The sequence below is a fragment of the Nocardia sp. CA-135398 genome, assembly GCF_050955845.1.
GTDB lineage: Bacteria > Actinomycetota > Actinomycetes > Mycobacteriales > Mycobacteriaceae > Nocardia.
In genome coordinates this window covers 5,588,137-5,604,717 of the sequence record NZ_CP192084.1, presented here as the reverse complement: position 1 = coordinate 5,604,717, position 16,581 = coordinate 5,588,137, and the positions used below count along the sequence as shown (strand labels likewise).

At 65.8% G+C, this 16,581-nt stretch carries 18 protein-coding genes; 2 read left to right on the top strand and 16 right to left on the bottom strand.

Annotated features, from left to right (window positions below; all coding sequences use genetic code 11):
* Positions 1 to 13: 13 nt before the first annotated feature.
* From ACQP1T_RS24400 to ACQP1T_RS24385, 4 genes are read right to left on the bottom strand one after another with little or no spacing between them, the layout of a single operon-like run.
* Positions 14 to 958 carry a ribokinase gene (locus ACQP1T_RS24400; protein ID WP_433755372.1) on the bottom strand — a complete coding sequence of 315 codons (945 nt, stop codon included), beginning with the start codon at positions 956 to 958 and terminating at the stop codon, positions 14 to 16.
* Positions 955 to 1,725 (bottom strand): ATP-binding cassette domain-containing protein, encoded by a 771-nt coding sequence (locus tag ACQP1T_RS24395; protein ID WP_433755371.1) that lies wholly within the window; start codon positions 1,723 to 1,725, stop codon positions 955 to 957. The genes ACQP1T_RS24400 and ACQP1T_RS24395 overlap by 4 nt, the downstream gene beginning before the upstream one ends.
* Before the next feature lie 8 nt (positions 1,726 to 1,733).
* Positions 1,734 to 2,702, bottom strand: a complete 969-nt coding sequence (locus ACQP1T_RS24390) for an ABC transporter permease (RefSeq protein ID WP_433755370.1) — start codon at positions 2,700 to 2,702, stop codon at positions 1,734 to 1,736.
* On the bottom strand, positions 2,699 to 3,691 hold the full coding sequence (locus ACQP1T_RS24385; protein WP_433755369.1) for a sugar ABC transporter substrate-binding protein: 993 nt from the start codon (positions 3,689 to 3,691) through the stop codon (positions 2,699 to 2,701). Before ACQP1T_RS24385 ends, ACQP1T_RS24390 begins: the two co-directional genes overlap by 4 nt.
* A gap of 165 nt (positions 3,692 to 3,856) precedes the next feature.
* On the opposite strand from ACQP1T_RS24385, the gene ACQP1T_RS24380 reads away from it, so the two are divergent.
* Positions 3,857 to 4,861: a LacI family DNA-binding transcriptional regulator gene (locus ACQP1T_RS24380; RefSeq protein WP_433755368.1), complete on the top strand. Its 1,005-nt coding sequence runs from the start codon at positions 3,857 to 3,859 to the stop codon at positions 4,859 to 4,861.
* Positions 4,862 to 4,864: 3 nt separating this feature from the next.
* Here ACQP1T_RS24380 and ACQP1T_RS24375 read toward each other — a convergent pair whose 3' ends face one another.
* The 8 genes from ACQP1T_RS24375 to ACQP1T_RS24340 are packed head-to-tail and all read right to left on the bottom strand — an operon-like array spanning position 4,865 to position 12,599.
* Positions 4,865 to 5,536: a 4-carboxy-4-hydroxy-2-oxoadipate aldolase/oxaloacetate decarboxylase gene (locus ACQP1T_RS24375; protein ID WP_433755367.1), complete on the bottom strand. Its 672-nt coding sequence runs from the start codon at positions 5,534 to 5,536 to the stop codon at positions 4,865 to 4,867.
* A 29-nt stretch (positions 5,537 to 5,565) separates the two neighbouring features.
* Positions 5,566 to 6,774, bottom strand: a complete 1,209-nt coding sequence (locus tag ACQP1T_RS24370; protein WP_433755366.1) for an aspartate transaminase — start codon at positions 6,772 to 6,774, stop codon at positions 5,566 to 5,568.
* A gap of 26 nt (positions 6,775 to 6,800) precedes the next feature.
* Positions 6,801 to 7,847 (bottom strand): L-idonate 5-dehydrogenase, encoded by a 1,047-nt coding sequence (locus ACQP1T_RS24365; RefSeq protein ID WP_433755365.1) that lies wholly within the window; start codon positions 7,845 to 7,847, stop codon positions 6,801 to 6,803.
* Between the two features lie 8 nt (positions 7,848 to 7,855).
* Positions 7,856 to 8,611: an SDR family oxidoreductase gene (locus tag ACQP1T_RS24360; RefSeq protein WP_433755364.1), complete on the bottom strand. Its 756-nt coding sequence runs from the start codon at positions 8,609 to 8,611 to the stop codon at positions 7,856 to 7,858.
* Positions 8,612 to 8,649: 38 nt separating this feature from the next.
* A complete protein-coding gene (locus tag ACQP1T_RS24355) occupies positions 8,650 to 10,008 on the bottom strand; it encodes an MFS transporter (RefSeq protein ID WP_433755362.1) in 1,359 nt (452 codons plus the stop codon).
* The gene (locus tag ACQP1T_RS24350; protein WP_433755361.1) at positions 10,005 to 11,102 is read right to left on the bottom strand and encodes a biotin-dependent carboxyltransferase family protein; all 1,098 of its coding nucleotides are present in this window, start codon (positions 11,100 to 11,102) and stop codon (positions 10,005 to 10,007) included. The genes ACQP1T_RS24355 and ACQP1T_RS24350 overlap by 4 nt, the downstream gene beginning before the upstream one ends.
* Complete coding sequence (locus ACQP1T_RS24345; RefSeq protein WP_433755360.1) at positions 11,095 to 11,805, bottom strand: 5-oxoprolinase subunit B family protein; 711 nt, start codon at positions 11,803 to 11,805, stop codon at positions 11,095 to 11,097. The genes ACQP1T_RS24350 and ACQP1T_RS24345 overlap by 8 nt, the downstream gene beginning before the upstream one ends.
* The gene (locus ACQP1T_RS24340; protein ID WP_433755359.1) at positions 11,793 to 12,599 is read right to left on the bottom strand and encodes a LamB/YcsF family protein; all 807 of its coding nucleotides are present in this window, start codon (positions 12,597 to 12,599) and stop codon (positions 11,793 to 11,795) included. Before ACQP1T_RS24340 ends, ACQP1T_RS24345 begins: the two co-directional genes overlap by 13 nt.
* A 259-nt stretch (positions 12,600 to 12,858) precedes the next feature.
* Here ACQP1T_RS24340 and nac point away from each other — a divergent pair, with 259 nt between their 5' ends.
* Positions 12,859 to 13,785 carry a nitrogen assimilation transcriptional regulator NAC gene (gene nac / locus ACQP1T_RS24335; protein WP_433755358.1) on the top strand — a complete coding sequence of 309 codons (927 nt, stop codon included), beginning with the start codon at positions 12,859 to 12,861 and terminating at the stop codon, positions 13,783 to 13,785.
* Here the strand turns inward: nac and ACQP1T_RS24330 are convergent.
* From ACQP1T_RS24330 to ACQP1T_RS24315, 4 genes are all read right to left on the bottom strand, one after another.
* Positions 13,779 to 14,705, bottom strand: coding sequence for a D-isomer specific 2-hydroxyacid dehydrogenase family protein (locus tag ACQP1T_RS24330; RefSeq protein WP_433755357.1), 927 nt, complete (start codon positions 14,703 to 14,705; stop codon positions 13,779 to 13,781). The two genes, nac and ACQP1T_RS24330, sit on opposite strands and share 7 nt — an antisense overlap.
* 25 nt (positions 14,706 to 14,730) lie before the next feature.
* Entirely contained in the window at positions 14,731 to 15,504 is a 774-nt protein-coding gene (locus ACQP1T_RS24325) for an SDR family oxidoreductase (protein ID WP_433755355.1), read from the bottom strand.
* Positions 15,501 to 16,016, bottom strand: coding sequence for a gluconokinase (locus ACQP1T_RS24320; RefSeq protein ID WP_433762338.1), 516 nt, complete (start codon positions 16,014 to 16,016; stop codon positions 15,501 to 15,503). Before ACQP1T_RS24320 ends, ACQP1T_RS24325 begins: the two co-directional genes overlap by 4 nt.
* 135 nt (positions 16,017 to 16,151) lie before the next feature.
* Entirely contained in the window at positions 16,152 to 16,556 is a 405-nt protein-coding gene (locus ACQP1T_RS24315; protein WP_433755354.1) for a hypothetical protein, read from the bottom strand.
* Between the last annotated feature and the right edge of the window lie 25 nt (positions 16,557 to 16,581).

Here is a 16,581-nt window from a genome sequence, read left to right as displayed (position 1 = left end):
TCTCGAAGGGGGGTCAGACGAGCGACCGGGCCGCGGGGACGGCCGCGAGCGCGGAGACGATCTGGTCCCCGGTGGGGTAGGAGGCATGGGTTCCCGGTGTCCGCACGGCGAGCGCACCGGCCGCGGTGGCGTAGGCCACGGCGCCGCCGAGCGGCATACCATCGGCGAGTGCGGTGGCCAAAGCGCCGACGAAGGCGTCGCCCGCGCCGGTGGAATCCACCGAATTCACCTGTGGCGCAGCCTGATATCCACCAGCGACCGGCGCGGGCACATCGCAGCGGTGCGCCCAGACCGACCCGGCGGCGCCCAAGGTGGCGACGACGGACGGCACCCCGCGCAGGCAGAGCGAACGGGCCAGGCGGAACGCCTGCTCGGGCGTCCGCGCGGTGGTTCCGGTCAACGCCGACAGCTCGGATTCATTGACGATCAGCGGGTGGCAGCGGCGCAGCAGCTCATCCGGCAGCGTCGTCGCCGGAGCGGCATTGAGGACGAACCGGCGGGCCCGCCGCGCGGCCCATTCGACCACGTTCGGCGGCACTTCCAACTGTGCGACAACGACTTCCGCCGACCGCAGCAAGTCGGCCTCGGTCATGGTGTCGAGTTCGGTTTCGGCTTCCCAGCGGAAGTTGGCGCCGGGATCGACCACGATCTGGTTCTCGCCGTCGGCGACGGTGATATAGGCGGTGCCGGTCCGGGCGTCGCGCACCTCACGCAGCGCGGTGAGTTCGACACCGTACTCGCGCAACGATTTTCGCAGTCCGGGATCGGCATCACGGCCGATTCTGGCGATGAATTCGACCCGGCCGCCCGCTCGGGCCGCCGCGACGGCCTGATTGGAACCCTTGCCGCCCAGGTTGGTTCGCGAGCGCAGTGCCAGCACGGTCTCGCCCGGCCGCGGCAGCTGTTGCACCTCACAGACGATGTCCTGGTTGACCGAGCCGAGGACGACAACCGTCACGACTCGGCTCCGTTGGCAGTGAGCTCCAGATTGCCGGGTGCGGCACCGGTTATGAGTGCGACCAGCCGATCACCGTTCACCTCGTTGATCCGATGTGCCGCAACGGATCTGCCGCGCCGCAGCACCACCACGTTGTCGCAGATCCGCATCACCTGTGCCAGGTCGTGGCTGATGATCAATACGGTGATTCCGCGCTCGCGCAGACCGCGCACCAGCTTCTCCACCGCGGCGGTCTCCCGCACACCGAGTGCGGCGGTCGGCTCATCCATGATCACCATGGATTTGCCCCAGGCCACCGCGCGGGCGATGGCGATGCTCTGGCGTTGACCGCCGCTCATCCGGCGCACAGTGGTGCGCACCGAGGGCACGTCGACATCCAGATCGCGCAGGATCTCGCCGCTGCGGGCGAGCATCGCTCTGCGGTTGACGATGCCGAGCGGATACACCAACTCGCGATTGAGAAACAGGTTCTGCCACACGGCCAGATCATCGATGAGGGCGAGATCCTGATACACGGTCTCGATGCCCATCTTGCGCGCGTCCTCGGGCGAGCGTAGACGCACCGGTTCGCCCTTGAACAGGATCTGCCCGGTATCCGGTGTCTGCACGCCGGTGAGGCAGCGCACCAATGTCGACTTGCCCGCGCCGTTATCGCCGACCAGCGCGGTTACCTCACCCTCGGGAATCGTCAGTGATACTCCGGCCAGCGCGCGTACCGAGTCGAAGGACTTGGTGAGCTCGCGCGCCTCCAATAGTGGAATCGTCATGTCTTGGCCTACTTTCGGAAGCGGGCGATCCCGGCGGCCAGCAGCAGCACCGCGCCGACGGCGACCGGCTGGTAGTACTGCGAAATGCCGAGAATGGTGAACCCGTTGATCAGCGAGGTGAACAGCACCGCACCACAGACGGTGCCGAGCACCGACGCCTTGCCGCCGGACAGTGACGAGCCGCCGAGCACCACCGCGGCGATCGAACTCAGCAGGTAGGTGGTCTGCAGCGACGGATCCGCGCCGCCGTTGCGGGCGACCAGCATGACACCGGCTATGCCGCACAGCAACCCGGACATGGCGTAGGCGAACAGCCGGATCTTGTTCACCGAGATGCCAGTGTCGCGCGCGGCCTCGAGTCGTCCGCCGGTGGCGAGCAGATGGGTGCCGATCCGGGTGCGGAAGATGATGCCAGCCACGACCAGTGCGGCGACCAGTGCCAGCAGCCAGAACCAGCGCACCGGTCCGATGCCGTCGAGTGCGAGCTGCTGCAGGAAGCGGGAACTCACGGCCTCGGTATTGCCGTGCGTCAGCAGCAGGGTGATGCCGTTGAGCACGCTCAGCATGCCGAGCGTGACCACGAAATCGGTCATATGCAGTCGACCGACCAGCACACCGTTGATGACCCCGACCGCGAGTCCACTCAGAATCGCGGCCCCGATGGCGACCGCCATCGGGTAGCCGTGGCTGGCCAGATAGCCGAGAACGGCTGCCGCCCATGGCAAATTGGCGCCTACCGACAGATCGATGCCGCCGACGGTGATCGCGAACTGCTGGCCGAGCGCGAGCACGGTGAGGATGGTCGAGGCGACCAGCAGATCGCCGATATTGTCCGCCGTCAGGAAGTTCGGGGTGGCGATGAAGAACGCCACCCACAAAACGACCAGCGCGAGCGGTGCCGCGAATTCGGCGACCTTGGCGAGGATCTCCGTGCGCCCCTCACGCGCCCGGAGTCCTTCGGTTGCCTCTGCGGTCACTTGTTCAACAGCCCTTCCACCGGGTTGTCGAAGGCGACGATCGGACGCGGGAACGCCGCGATCTGCTGTTCGACATTGTCCTTGCCGATGAAGGCGATGGGGGAGACCACGCGCTCGGGCAGCTTTTTGCCCTGGTGCTGGGCCAGGCAGCTCTGCACCGCGAGTTGTCCTTCGGCATACGGGTATTGGGTCACCGTGCCGGTCAGGGTGCCCGCCTTGACGGCGTCGAGGGCGGCCTGGATGCCGTCGACGGAGATCACCTTGATCTGACCGGTTCGGCCCGCGTTCTTGATGGCTTGCGCCGCACCGAGGCCCATGGTGTCGTTGGCGGCGAAGATGCCGGTGATATCCGGATGCGCCTTCAGGATCGCCTCGGTGACCTGCAGGCCCTTGTCCTGTTCGTAGTCGGCGGGCGCCTTCTGCACGATCTCCAGCTTGCCCGCGACGGCGTCGGTGAAGCCCTGGTCGCGATTGATGCCGTTCTGCTCGCCAGCGATGCCCTGCAGGATGGCCACCTTGCCGGTGCCGCCGAGTGCCTCGAGCATCTTCTGCCCGGCAGTCCGGCCCGCATCGAGATTGTCCGAACCGATGAAGCTCGCATACGACACCCCGGCCTGCTGAGAAGCCTTCGCATCGATCTGGGTGTCGAGGTCGAGGATCGGGATGTTCTTGCGCGCCACCGGCGTCAGCGGAGTGATGACATTCGTGGCATTGACCGGCACCACGCCGAAGCAGTCGTAGCCCTGCGCGGCCAGGGTGGAGATCTGGGCGTTCTCACCGTCGGCGTCGGTCTCGGACTGCCCGGCTTGCACCGTGACCTTCACCCCGAGCTTCTGCCCCTCGGCGAGGGCGCCGTCGCGCAATGCCGCCCAGTAGGGGTTGGTGAAGTTGCGGGTGACGATCGCGATCTTGAAATCGCCGTCCCCGTCCTGTCCACCGCGACCGCAGGCAGCGGCGGCAAGCGCGCCGATGAGGACAAGCGGCGCCATTGCACGCCTGAATCGAGCATTCATCGTGAGTTCGACCTATCCATCTCAGGTATCAACTCGTGTTGATCAACGCGAGTTGATGAGTAGTGTGTGACCCGAGTCACCGGCTGTCAAGTACTTGTGCGCAGTGCTTGGATAGACGGTCGGAGCAAGGAGAGATTTCCGATGGCAGTCACACGAGCCGACGTTGCGCGGCTGGCCGGTACGTCACCGGCGCTGGTGAGCTATGTGCTCAATGGCGGACCGCGGCAGGTCGCGCCCGCGACCAAGGCTCGGATCGAGGCCGCCATCGCCGAACTCGGCTACCGGCCCAATATGTCCGCGCGCAGCCTGCGCATGAATCGAGGACATGCGCTCGGCATGGTGATTCCCGACGGCGCGAACCCGTTCTTCGCCGAGTTGTCCGCGGTGATCGAGGCGGCCGCCTTCGCGCGGGGGTATCCGCTGTTCGTCGGCAATGCCGCCGGTGACCAGGAACGCGAACGCGCCTATGTGCGCACCTTCATCGATCGCAGAGTCGAAGGGCTGCTTGCGATTTCGTCGTCCTGGGAGACCGGCATCGCGGACGCCTGCGAGGAGGCGGGCATGGTGCTTGTTGCGCTGGACCGCGTCATCGATCCGGCGCGTTGCGCCCACGTCATGTGCGATTCGGTCGCGGGTGCGGAGCGGGCCGTCGCCCATCTCATCGAACACGGACACCGCGAAATCGCTTGCCTGAGCGGACCGCACGTGTCCACCGCCGAGGATCGCGTGCAGGGCTACCGAAATGCGTTGGCCGCCGCCGGACTTGCCGAAGGACGCATAGTGCGAACGGATTTCGGCGGCGCCGCGGGCTACCGCGCACTGGCCGACCTCATGGCCGCCGCACGCCGCCCCACAGCGATTTTCGTGACCAGCGATCTGCAGGCAATGGGTATGCTCCGGGCCGCCTACGATGCCGGGCTGCGCGTACCCGACGACCTCGCGGTGGTCGCCTTCGACGGAATCGAATACTCCCGCTACACCCGCCCGGGTCTGACCACCATGGTCCAGCCCACCCGCCTCATGGGCGAGACCGCGATCGATCTGCTACTGCAACAGCTCGACGACCACACGACTCGCCCCGGAGTGGTGAATCTCGAAGCGGTACTGCACACCAGAGGTTCGTGCGGCTGCGCCGACGAGTTCTGAGGGCTACTGATCGACGACAAGGCCCTTTGCCTGCAGGATCGTCGCCAGACCCGACACCTGGATGGGAGTCTCGCCCGCTTTGTAGCGTTCGATATAGGTGGCCTCGGCGCAGTCGCGCTCGCGGGCGGCGGCGATTGCCGATCGGATTTCTTCGCGTCGGACGACGACGACGCCGTCGCAGTCACCCTTGACGATATCGCCGGGGTAGATGACTTGGCCGCCGAAGACCAGCGGCTGGTTGATGGGGCCGAGGGATTCCTTGACGGTGCCCTCGATGCAGACATGTTTGGCGAAGACCGGGAATCCGAGTTCGCGGATCTCTCGGGTATCGCGTACGCCGCCGTCGGTGACGAGGGCGGAAATGCCCCGGGCGGCACACGCATTGGCGAGGACATCGCCGAATTGCCCGGCCGGTTGGTCGCCGGATGCCACGACGAGGACGTCGCCGGGTCGGGCGTAGCTGATCGCGACCTGCAGCATGATGTTGTCGCGGGGATGGCAGACGACGGTGAATGCGGATCCGCAGAAGGACATGTCGCGGTCGATGGGTTTGATGCCGGAGTCGAGTGCGCCCTTGCGGCCTTGGGCTTCGTGGATGGTGGCCGCCGAGAAGGTGCCGAGTTCGTCGATGAGTGCGCGGTCGGCGCGGTCGATCTTGGTGGTGACGTGAACCATGGTTTCTCCGTGATCGGGTCGGGCTGTGGTCAGCTCAGTGCGGCAACGGCTTTCGCGATTTCGGCGGCGGCGGAGCGCAGCACGTCCTCCGAGGTGGCGAAGGAAATGCGCAGGTATGACGGCGCGCCATAGGCGGAGCCCTGGATCGTCGCGACCGACGCGGCCTCGAGCAGATACAGCACGACGTCCTGGTCGTCGTGCAGTACTCGTCCCTCCGGTGTCCGCTTGCCGAGGAGTCCGGCGCATCCGATGAACAGGTAGAACGCGCCCTGCGGCCGCACCGGTGCGAGGCCGTCCACGTCGGCCAGCAGGTCGAACATGAGGTCGCGGCGCGCGCGGTAGCGCACGATCGACTCGGCGACGAAGCTCTGGTCACCGGAAATCGCCTCGGTCGCGGCCGCCTGACTGATCGAGGACGGGCAGGACGAGCTCTGCGACTGCAATTTGTTGATCGCGGCGATGAGCTCCGGGTGCCCGACGCCGTATCCGAGTCGCCAGCCGGTCATCGCATAGGACTTGGACACTCCGTTGACGACGAAGATCTGATCGCGCAGTTGCGGCGCCACGGACAGCAGGCTCGGGGTGCGCTGATCGGTGAAGACGATCTCGTCGTAGATCTCGTCGCACAGGACGTTCACGTGCGGGTGCCGCTCCAGAACGGTGGCGAGCGCCGCGAGTTCCTGGGCGCTGTGCACCGCGCCGGTCGGGTTGGACGGTCCGTTGAGGATCACCCACTTCGTGGCAGGCGTGATCGCCGCCGCCAATCCTGCTGCAGTGAGCAGGAATCGGTCCGACTCGGGGCAGGCCACGACAATGGGCGTGCCACCGTGCAGGGTGACCATATCCGGATAGGACACCCAGTACGGCGACGGCACGATGACCTGGTCGCCTTCTTCGACCGTCGCCATCAGTGCCATGAAAATGACTTGCTTGGCTCCGCCGCCGACGGTGATCTCGTTGTCGCCGACTGTGATTCCGGTCCGGTCGAGTATCCGCGCCGCAATTGCCCGGCGCAGCTCCGGAATACCGTTCACCGCAGTGTATTTGGTGAGCCCGGAGTCCATGGCCGTGATCGCTGCGGCTTTCACATGATCGGGGGTGTCGAAATCCGGTTCGCCGACGGTCAGGTCGAGAATCACCCGACCCGCCGCGCGCAACTCGCGAACCCGTTGTGCAGCAGCAGAACTCGGCGATTCCCGGATCCGTTCGACACGGGTGGCGAGGGCGACAGGGGACATGCTTCCTCCTGGGGTGGACATAGGGTTCAGAACGCCAGCAGCACTTTGGCGGAGGCGGCAGCATCCTTGGCGACGGCGAAGGCGGCCAAGGCATCTCGAACGGGGAACTCATGGCTGATGACCGGCTCGACGACCAGGCTCCCATCGGCGAGTGCGTCGAGCACCGCGTCGATTTCGTCGTTGAACCGGAACGATCCGACGACCTCGAGTTCACGCGTGATGACCAGCGACAGCGGCGCGGGCTGAAGTCCGGTGGGTAGTAGCCCGAGCAGGACCACCCGGCCACCTCGGGTGGCGCCGCGAATGGCGGATTCGAGTCCGAAGCGGTTGCCGGAGCATTCGATGACGATGTCGGCGTCCACGTCGGCGACTGTGGCGGTGTCGTCGGCCTTCAATGTTGTGGTCGCGCCGAGTTCGCGGGCAATGGCCAATGGATAATCGTGGATGTCCACGGCCGTGATCGCGGCGGCACCGGCGCGGCGCAGCACCGACACCACCAGCGCGCCGATCGGCCCGCAACCGATCACCAGCGCGGTCTTTCCCTCGATGTTCCCTGCGCGCGAAACCGCATGCCAGGCAACGGAAGCCGGTTCCGCTACCGCGGCCGTTCGCAGCGGAAGACCGTCGGGCAGTGGTCGGAGCATCCGGGACGGCAGCACCGCATAACGCGTGAATGCTCCGTGCGTATGCGGGAATTGGGCCGCGCTGCCGAGATAGGTGCACCCCGGTGACAGGTTGGGACGATCGGCGGGATAGCGCGGGGTGTCGCCGCCCGGTGTCGCCGGATGCACCGCCACCCGGGCACCGGCCCCGGGGCCGCTGTCATCCGCGGCCTGCTGAACCACCGTGCCGACCACCTCGTGTCCGAGCAACATCGGTGCCTTCAGGATCGATTCGCCTGCGGCTCCATGGGTCCAGTAGTGCAGGTCTGATCCGCAGATGCCGCCATACGCTATTTCCACGACGGTATCGGACGGTCCTGGCGGGCTGAGAGCAATGGCTTCGACGCGGAGATCGCCCGCCGCGTGTGCCACGACTCCCAGTGTGCGAGAAGGTAATTCGGTTAGCGGCATCGGCGCACTCAATCCTGGCGCCGGACGAATTCGAGCCCACCGGGTACCTGGAACGTCGGCGTGATCTCGATCAGGCCCAGGTTCACATACCGCGGTGCGTCGATAGCGAATTCGATGGTGTCGGCGATGTCCTTCGTCGTAATGGATTCGTAGCCTTCGTAATATGTCTGCCAGGCCGCCCGCATCGCCTCGGGTGTGCCGCCCAGATTGCGCCCGAAGATTTCGGTCTCCACCCGGCCAGGGCAGATCTCGGTGACCCGGATGCGCTTGCCGATGACATCGTTGCGGAGCTGGCGCGAGATCTGGTGGATCGCGGCCTTTGTCGCGTGATAGGCCGTGTGGCCGTAGAAGTTGTACAGACCCGCGATCGAGCTGATATTGACGATATGGCCGAGGTCTCGTTCGACCATGCCCGGCATCAGCAGTCGACACAGATGCAGCGCGGCACGGAGATTGACATCGACCATGGCATCGACCGATTCCGGTGCTGCGTCGAGGATATTCCCGGTGGCCGATACCCCGGCATTGTTGACCAGGATGTCGATTTCGAGGTGGCCGACCGCGGTGGTGAGTGCGGCGGTATCGGTGACATCGACGGCGAGCGGGATCATTCCGGTCCGTGCGGCCACCTCGTCGAGCCGTACGGCATCGCGGGCGACGCCGTAGACGGTGAGGCCACGTTTGGCGAGCGTCTCGGTGATCGCGGCACCCATCCCGGTATTGGCTCCGGTGACGAGGGCGGTTCGGTAGTCGTCGAAAGGCATGACACTCCTTGTCTCGGGGGAGGCCGTTCTGCTTGTGGTCAGAGCGTGTCGCGCAGGGGGAGATGGGCGCGATCGGTGACGGTGCTGACCGCCGCGAGCGTGCCGATTGCGGTGGCGACGGCATAGACGGCCGGGACGTAGATGCCGAAATGCGGGATGAGCCAGGTCATCAGCAGCGGTGCGGTACCGCCGAACAGCGCCGAGGAGATGTTGTAGCCGAGCCCGTAGGCGGAGTACCGGACCCGGGTCGGGAACAGTTCGACGATGAGGATGTGGATGACCGCGGTGTGCCCGGCGAAGATGACGGCCATGATGCAGGCGCCGAGCACCGCGAGTGCGAAGCTGCCGGTCGCGATGAGGGCATAGCAGGGGATGGCGCCGACGGCCATCGCGATCGCTGCACCGGCGATCACCCTCTTACGGCCCAGCTTGTCCGACAGTGCGCCCATGAACGGAATCGCGATGCTGATCGCCACCAGACTGGCGGCGGTGACGATAAGTGCTGTGCCGGTGGAGAATCCGATCTTGTCACCCTTGAGGAAAGTCGGCATGTAGGAGAACAGGACGTAATAGCCGGAGCCGTTCATCAACGGGATGAACAGGGCGAGCAGCATGGCCCTGCGGTGTTCGGGCGTCGCGAACGCTTCTTTCAGCGGGTTGCGTGACAGGCCGCCGGATTCCTTGAGCTTGCCGAAATTCGGGGTGTCGCTGATGGCACGGCGGATGTACCAGCCGATCAGGCCCATCGGGATCGCGATGAGGAATGGAATCCGCCAGGCCCAGCTGCCGAATCCGCCGCCGTGGATGGCATTCGCGTTCAACCACGGGGACATCGTGAAAGCGACGAGGGTGCCGGTGAGCAGCGCGAGGAAGGAGGCGATCTGGGCGTAGCTGGTGATCAGTCCGCGCTTGCCCTCGGGCGAATGTTCGGCGAGGAAGGTCATCGCACCGGCTGCCTCACCGCCGACCGAGAATCCCTGCGCCAACCGCAAGGCGACCAACAACACGGGTGCCGCGACGCCGATCGCCGCATAGGTCGGCAGAATGCCGATACCCGCCGTCGCGACGCTGATCAGCATGATGACGAAGACGAGCATCTTCTGGCGGCCGATCTTGTCGCCGAGGATGCCGCAGATCACCGCGCCCAGCGGACGCACGAAGAAGGAAATCGCATATCCGGCGAAGACCAGCAGCAATGCGTCACTCGACTTGGATACATCGAAGAACACGATGGCAAGGGCGGTCGCCATGAAGGCGAAGATGCCGTTGTCGTAGAGCTCGACGAAGATGCCGACGCAGCCGGCCAGTACGACTTTGCGGATCGAGCCGGACGGCGCCGCATGCGTTTGGTCGGTGGGCACGGACCGGGCCGGGGCGGGAGAGATCGTGTCGGTCATGGGTACTCCAGATGACGGTGTCGGAGGTGGTCTGCGCGGGCCCTCTGCGTGGATACGCAAGCCGCCGCCTCCGGGGCCTGACCGCGCAGACCGGTCCGGTGGCAAGTGTTGGTGTGGACGGGAATTCGGAGGCTGTTGTAGGCATTCGCCACACGGGCACGTAGTCGATCGATCGCGGCCTGCTGCGCGCGGTAGCGGCGCACCGCCTCGGGAATTCCGATGTGCCGGAATCGAACTCGCTGACCGGGCCGGGCTTGGCCCAGTTGCGACAAGCCGGTTGCGGTGACGACCGCGAGTACCGGATAGCCCGCTGTCACGCCCCGGCCGCGGTGCAGTACGAGCAGTTCGTTTCCGGCGGGCACCTCGACGGCTCCGATCGGTACGCCCCGGGACAAGACCTCGGTCCGGCTCTCTCGTTGTGGGACGGCCCCATCGGGACTCAACCGGAGTCCGATGTGATTGCTGTTGTCGCCGACGACGAACGAGGTCTCGAACAGTCGCGTCGCGGTGCCGCCGAATTCGGCGATATCGGGTCCATCGGTGACGTCGACGGTCCAACTTCCGGTGTACACGGGCCGCGCAATATCGAAGTGGAACAACGGAATTCGAAAATAAGGGTGGTCGAGTAGCGGACCGTCGACCTCGATGTCGACATTCGCACCCACCGTCAGCAGTCGACCGAAACCGAGTACCGGATCCGGAGCGCAGCTGTCGAGCAGATAGTTCGCGGAAATCGTGCCGTGCACCGCGATGTAGACCCGGAGCCCGTCGCGGATATCGCGAACGGTGAGTTCGGTGCCTGCGGTCCAGATGAACGGTTCCCACTGGGCGCGGGTGACACCGTCGACGTATACGTCGGCGGGCGCACCGGTTATCGCGACGAGCAGATCGGTGCTCGCGACCGCACCGAAATCCAGCGCGACCAGTTCGAGCAGCGGCGCCGTGCGCGCACTGCCGACCAGAGCGTTGGCGACTTCGGCGCTGTACTGGTCGAGGGCACCGCCGGTCAACTGGCCGATGCGTGCGGCCCGGCGGCGACCCAGATCCTGGACGGTGCTGATCCCCGGGGTCGTCACCGTCATGGTCTCAGCCATGCGGCACCCCCTCGAACCGGGACCATTCGTGGGCCGCGATGGCATGGAACCGAAACGTATCGCCGGGTCGGAAGACGGACAGCGGCTCGGTTGTCGGGTCGACGATGGTGCATGGGGTTCGACCTATGACGGGCCACCCGCCGGGTGCGGGCCGTGCCGAAACGACCGCCTGTCGACCGGCCACCGCCACGGCTCCGGCGGGCACGTGCGGGCGCGGGACGACACGTCGAGGTATCGGCCGTACGAAGCCGGGTCCGTCGAGCATCGGCGCGCCGCCGGGAGATCCGAAGCAGCGCATGGTGAGTGGTGACGATCCGTGCACGCGGATCACCTCGGCCGGGGACAGCCCGAGGTGGTCGGCCACGTCGTCGAGATCAGGACCGTACTCGCCGCCGTAGACCACGGGGATATCGAAATGCCGGGCCGGACGCGGGGTCGGTGCCACCGGTTCTCGTACGAGATTCGCGAGTAGCTGGCGAATATCGTCGTGAGTGCTTGCCGCGCAGTCGAATTCGATGAGCACGGCGTCGTAGGTCGGAATGATGCCGGTTATCGCGAAGCGGTCCGCATCGGTGTCCATGGCGGCCGCGATCGCGTGCACAGCTTGCCAGCATTCTTCGCGGTCGGCACCCTGCGTGGTGATGCGTACGGCGGAATCACCGCAGTCCGCGACCTGGAAGGTGACTCCCGCTACGCCGGACATGGTTGGTTTTCCTTCCCGGCGCGATCCGCGAGTACCTCCGGCAGCGGGACGATGTGCGCACCTGCCGCAGTGAGCGCGGTCCGGATCGCGCGCGCATTGCGCACCGCGTCGCCGTTCTCGCCGTGCAAGAGCAGTGTGTGCGGACGGACGGAAAGGCTTGTGCCGTCGATGGATTCGATGATCTCCTCGGTCACCATGCGCACCGCACGGCGGGCGAGGACCTCGGGGTCGTGAATGACCGCACCCGGCTCGGATCGCGGGACCAGGGTGCCGTCGGCGCGATAAGCGCGATCCACAATGCCGACGATGCCGACGCGAATCCCCTGTGCGCGAGCGTGGTCGGCGAGTTCGCCGTCCTGGGCGAGCACGATCAGATGCGGATCGAACGACCCGACGGCGTCGACCACGGCGGCGGCGTAGTCGGCGCGGGTCGCCACCAGATTGCCCAGTCGGCCGTGCGGTGCCATATGCGACACCGGGCTGCCGTGCGCGACGGCGAAGGCGTGCAGCGCGCCGAGTTGGTACAGGACATCGGTGCGCACCTCGTCGGCCGAGAGGTCCATCGCCCGCCGACCGAAGCCGACCAGGTCCGGGAAGCTGGGGTGCGCGCCGATACCGATGCCGCGGGCAACGCAGTGCCGGACCGTCCGGTCCATGGTCTGCGGATCGCCCGCGTGGAAGCCGCAGGCGATGTTGGCGGAGGTGAGGACGTCGAGCAGTGCGTCGTCATCGCCCATCGTCCACGCCCCGAAACCCTCACCGATATCGGCGACGAGATCGATCTTCCATGCCATGGATGCCTCCGCGAGGTGGGAAACTGCGAGCACCGTATGAGTGAACGCTCGGTGTAAAAGGACGCTACGCAGGTTCCCCCCGGCGCGGGTAATACCGGTTTCGGGTGAGGCGATAACGAACCTCTATGGTGTCTGAGCATTGACTATGCGGCATGCTCATAATGCCGGCCGTGAATTCGGTACTGCCGCGTTTCCGTAGGACAACAATACGGAAATCATCACGTGCGACGAGGCGCCGCGAGAAAGGTGGATGGGTGACATGGATACCCGACGCTTGTTTTCGTTCGTGCGCATCGTTGATGCCGGCAGCATCACCCGCGCCGCGGATATCCTGCACATCGCGCAGCCCGCGCTGAGCCAGCAGATGACGGCTCTCGAGGCCCAGTTCGGTCAGCAACTGCTGATCCGGCACAAACAAGGCGTCGAACCCACCGACGCGGGCCGCGCCCTGTACCGGCACGCGCAGATCATCCTGCGTCAGGTGCAGAGCGCACAGGCCGAGGTGAGTGTGGTCGGCCGTGAATTGGCGGGCGGTGTTTCCGTCGGGCTCGCGCCCTACAGCACGGTCAACGCGATCGCTCTGCCGTTGCTGACCGCGGTGCGTGAGCGGTATCCGAGCATCCTGCTGCACATCAACGAGAACTTCGGCGGCGTACTCAGCGAGGCGATGATGACCGGCCGGATGGATATGGCGCTGCTGTACGACACCGGACCGATCAAAGGTGTGACCTTCGAACCGCTACTCACCGAGGAACTGATGGTCGTCGCCCCGGCGGGGACCGGGCTGCCCGGTACGACCGGTTCCGCAGTTGCGATCGCGCAGTTGAAGGGTCTGCCGCTGCTGCTGCCCGGTCCGATGCACACGATCCGGAAAGTGGTGGAGCAAGCCTACGATCACGCGCTGGAACACGCGCACGTCGTCGGGGAGGTGGAGTCGGTGGCGCTGATGGCGCAGGCCGTGCGAAATGGTTTGGGCGCCACCGTTTTACCGTTGTCGGTGGCCCGTCGGATCATGACAGTCGACAATCTGGAACTGCGCCGCATCGAACCGGCGATCACGGTCCAGGTATCGCTGGGCACTCCGACCAATCAGCCGTTGTCCAAACCGGCGGAAGCCGTGCGCGAGATATTGCGCGCCGTCGTCGCCGACTACGTCAGGAACAGTGCGGGGCGCACAGCTCAGTAGCCCCGTCGGATGTCGATGGTCGCGAGCAGCGGCTGCCCGGTGGCGAACCGTTCGACATTCGTCGCGACGTGGTCGGCGAGCACCGCGGTGAGGCCCGTCGCGGGATTGGCGACATGCGGGGTGACGATGGCGTTGGGCAGCGTCCAGAGGGGATGGTCCGCCGGAAGTGGTTCCGGTTCGGTCACATCCAGGGCGGCGCCGCCGATCGATCCGTCCTCGAGTGCGCGCACCAGCGCATCGGTGTCGATGAGCGAGCCGCGAGCCACGTTCACGATCCAAGCGGTCGACTTCATCCTGGCGAGGGCGTCCGCATCCACGAGGTGTGTGGTGTCCGGTGTCGCCGGTGCCGCGAGTACGAAATGATCTGCCCTCGACCAGATTTCGGTTGTCCGATCCGCGGCGACGGTCTCGGCCGCGCCGGGCACCGGAGCGCCCGACCGGGTGACCGCCAGTACCTGTGCGCCGAATGCGGTGAGCACAGGGATCATGGCGCGGCCGATGCCGCCACAGCCGACGATGGCCACGGTCGAGCCGTACAGCGTCCCGACCCGCGGGTCGAAATCCGACTTGCGCCAAGATGTCGCGCGTACCTGTTCGGCAAGGACCCGTACCCCGGCAAGCAGCAGCAGGACGCCGTGCTCGGCGACGTTGCGCGCGTAAGCACCGGCCGCTGAGGTCCAGACGCGAGTCTCATCGATGATCCCGGCGGAGATCCAGGGTTCGACACCGGCGGAGGGCAACTGCACCCAGCGCACCGCGTCGGGCAGCCGGTCGGGGAACGTGGCCGGTCCCTGTGTCCACACCACCGCGTCCGCGTCGGCGAGCGGAACGAGAATGCCGCCGCCTTGCTCGATTCCCCTGGCGAGGGCGGAATCGGAATCGGGACCGAGATGGATTCGGGGACGGCTGATATTCGGCACGGTTGCCTTTCGAGCTGGAAGTGGATCAGACGACGGCGGTCAAACCGCCGTCGACATACAGGATCTGGCCGTTGACGAAATCCGATGCGGGCGAGGCAAGGAACAGCAGCGCACCGACCAATTCCTCGGTACGTCCCCAACGTCCAGCCGGTGTGCGCCTGGTGAGCCAGGTACTGAAATCGGCGTCGTTCACCAGCGCGGACGTCAATTCGGTATCGAAGTAGCCGGGCGCGATCGCATTGACCTGCAGTCCCAGCGGAGCCCAATCTGCGCACATGCCGCGGGTGAGCATCTTCAGCCCGCCCTTGCTCGCCGCATACGGCGCGATACCGGCCCGGCCCAATTCGCTTTGCACCGAACAGATATTGACGATCTTGCCGCGTCCACGTTCGACCATCGCGCGGGCGAATTCGCGCCCGACGCAGAAGGCGCTGAACAGATTGGTATCGAGCACGCGACGGAAATCGTCGTCGGAGAATTCGAGCAGCGGACTGCGATGCTGGACTCCGGTGTTGTTCACGACGATATCCACCGGACCGATCTCGCCCTCGACCTGTTGCGCCGCGGCGCTCACCTGCGCGGAGTCCGTCGCATCGAATGCGCAGAGGTGGACTGTTGCGCCGGTTTTGTCCGCGATCTCGTTTCGGCTGCGCGCGAGTGTCACCTCGTCACGGCCATTGAGAACGACCGTCGCTCCCGCCTCGGCGAGCCCGGTTGCCAATGCGTACCCGATGCCGCGGCTGGAGCCGGTGACGAGGACGACCTTGCCCTCGATATCGAAACTCGGATGCGCACTCACCGCGCCACCGTCCGGTCCCGCGCGAAATCGACCACCGACCGCGCGATCTCGTCCGGCCGCGTCCCGACATCGAATACGACCCCGAGCTCATCCGACTCGAGGGGCTCCAGCAATGCGAGTTGCGAATCGAGCAGGACAGGCCGCATGAAATGCCCGCGCCGCGCCACCATCCGTGACCGAATCATGGCGGGCGCGCCGTCGAGGTGCACGAAAGCGACTGGCACAGCGACATTTCGGAGCACATCCCGATACCGTCGCCGCAGCGCGGAACACGCCACGACGACGGCACTTCGGGCACCCATCCAGTCGCGTACAGCCTCGAGCCATGGTGCTCGGTCCGCGTCGGTAAGTGGGATACCCGCGGCCATCTTCGCGACATTCGATGCGGGATGCAGATCATCGGCATCCAGGAACTCGCCGCCCGTCATACTGGCGACCTGCCGGGCGATCGTCGACTTTCCGCAACCCGTCACGCCCATCAGCACAATGTGGGGTCGCCGATCGCCGCCCATGATTTTCCCGTCCGCCGAGGTCCAGATACGTAGATCGACAATGCCCGACCCCACCGCATCAGGGCAATGATCAGGCGATACCGGTTCTGGAGGACGTCATAGCGAAAGGCGAGGCCTGAGTTCAGCGGTTGGTCGTTATCCGCAGTGGACTCCGAATTCTTCCCAGAGGTCGTCCTTGATGCGGCCGCCCCAGTCGATGCACTTGCCTTCCGCTTCGACCTTCGCGTACGCGTAGTCGCTGAAGGTGCGGTCGTCGTTTATGACCACCTGGGAGTGGTCCTTGGACTGCCGCACGGCGGCGCCCATCGAGATCGGCTCGCCCGGCTTGTCCCGCACGGTGACTACGCAGTTGGTCCGACCGTCGTAGGTGAGAAAGACTGTGCCGCCCTTCAACTCGTGTGAGTCGATCACCTTGAAGCCTTCACCGCACTGGCCGCCATAGGTTGCCGCGGACGCAGTGGCCGGGAGGAATACCGCCATCCCGGTAGTGATCCCGATTGCGGCCGCTAACACGGCGATCGGCTTCTTGACGTTGATCAAGGTCGAACCCTTCCTCTTTCATCCG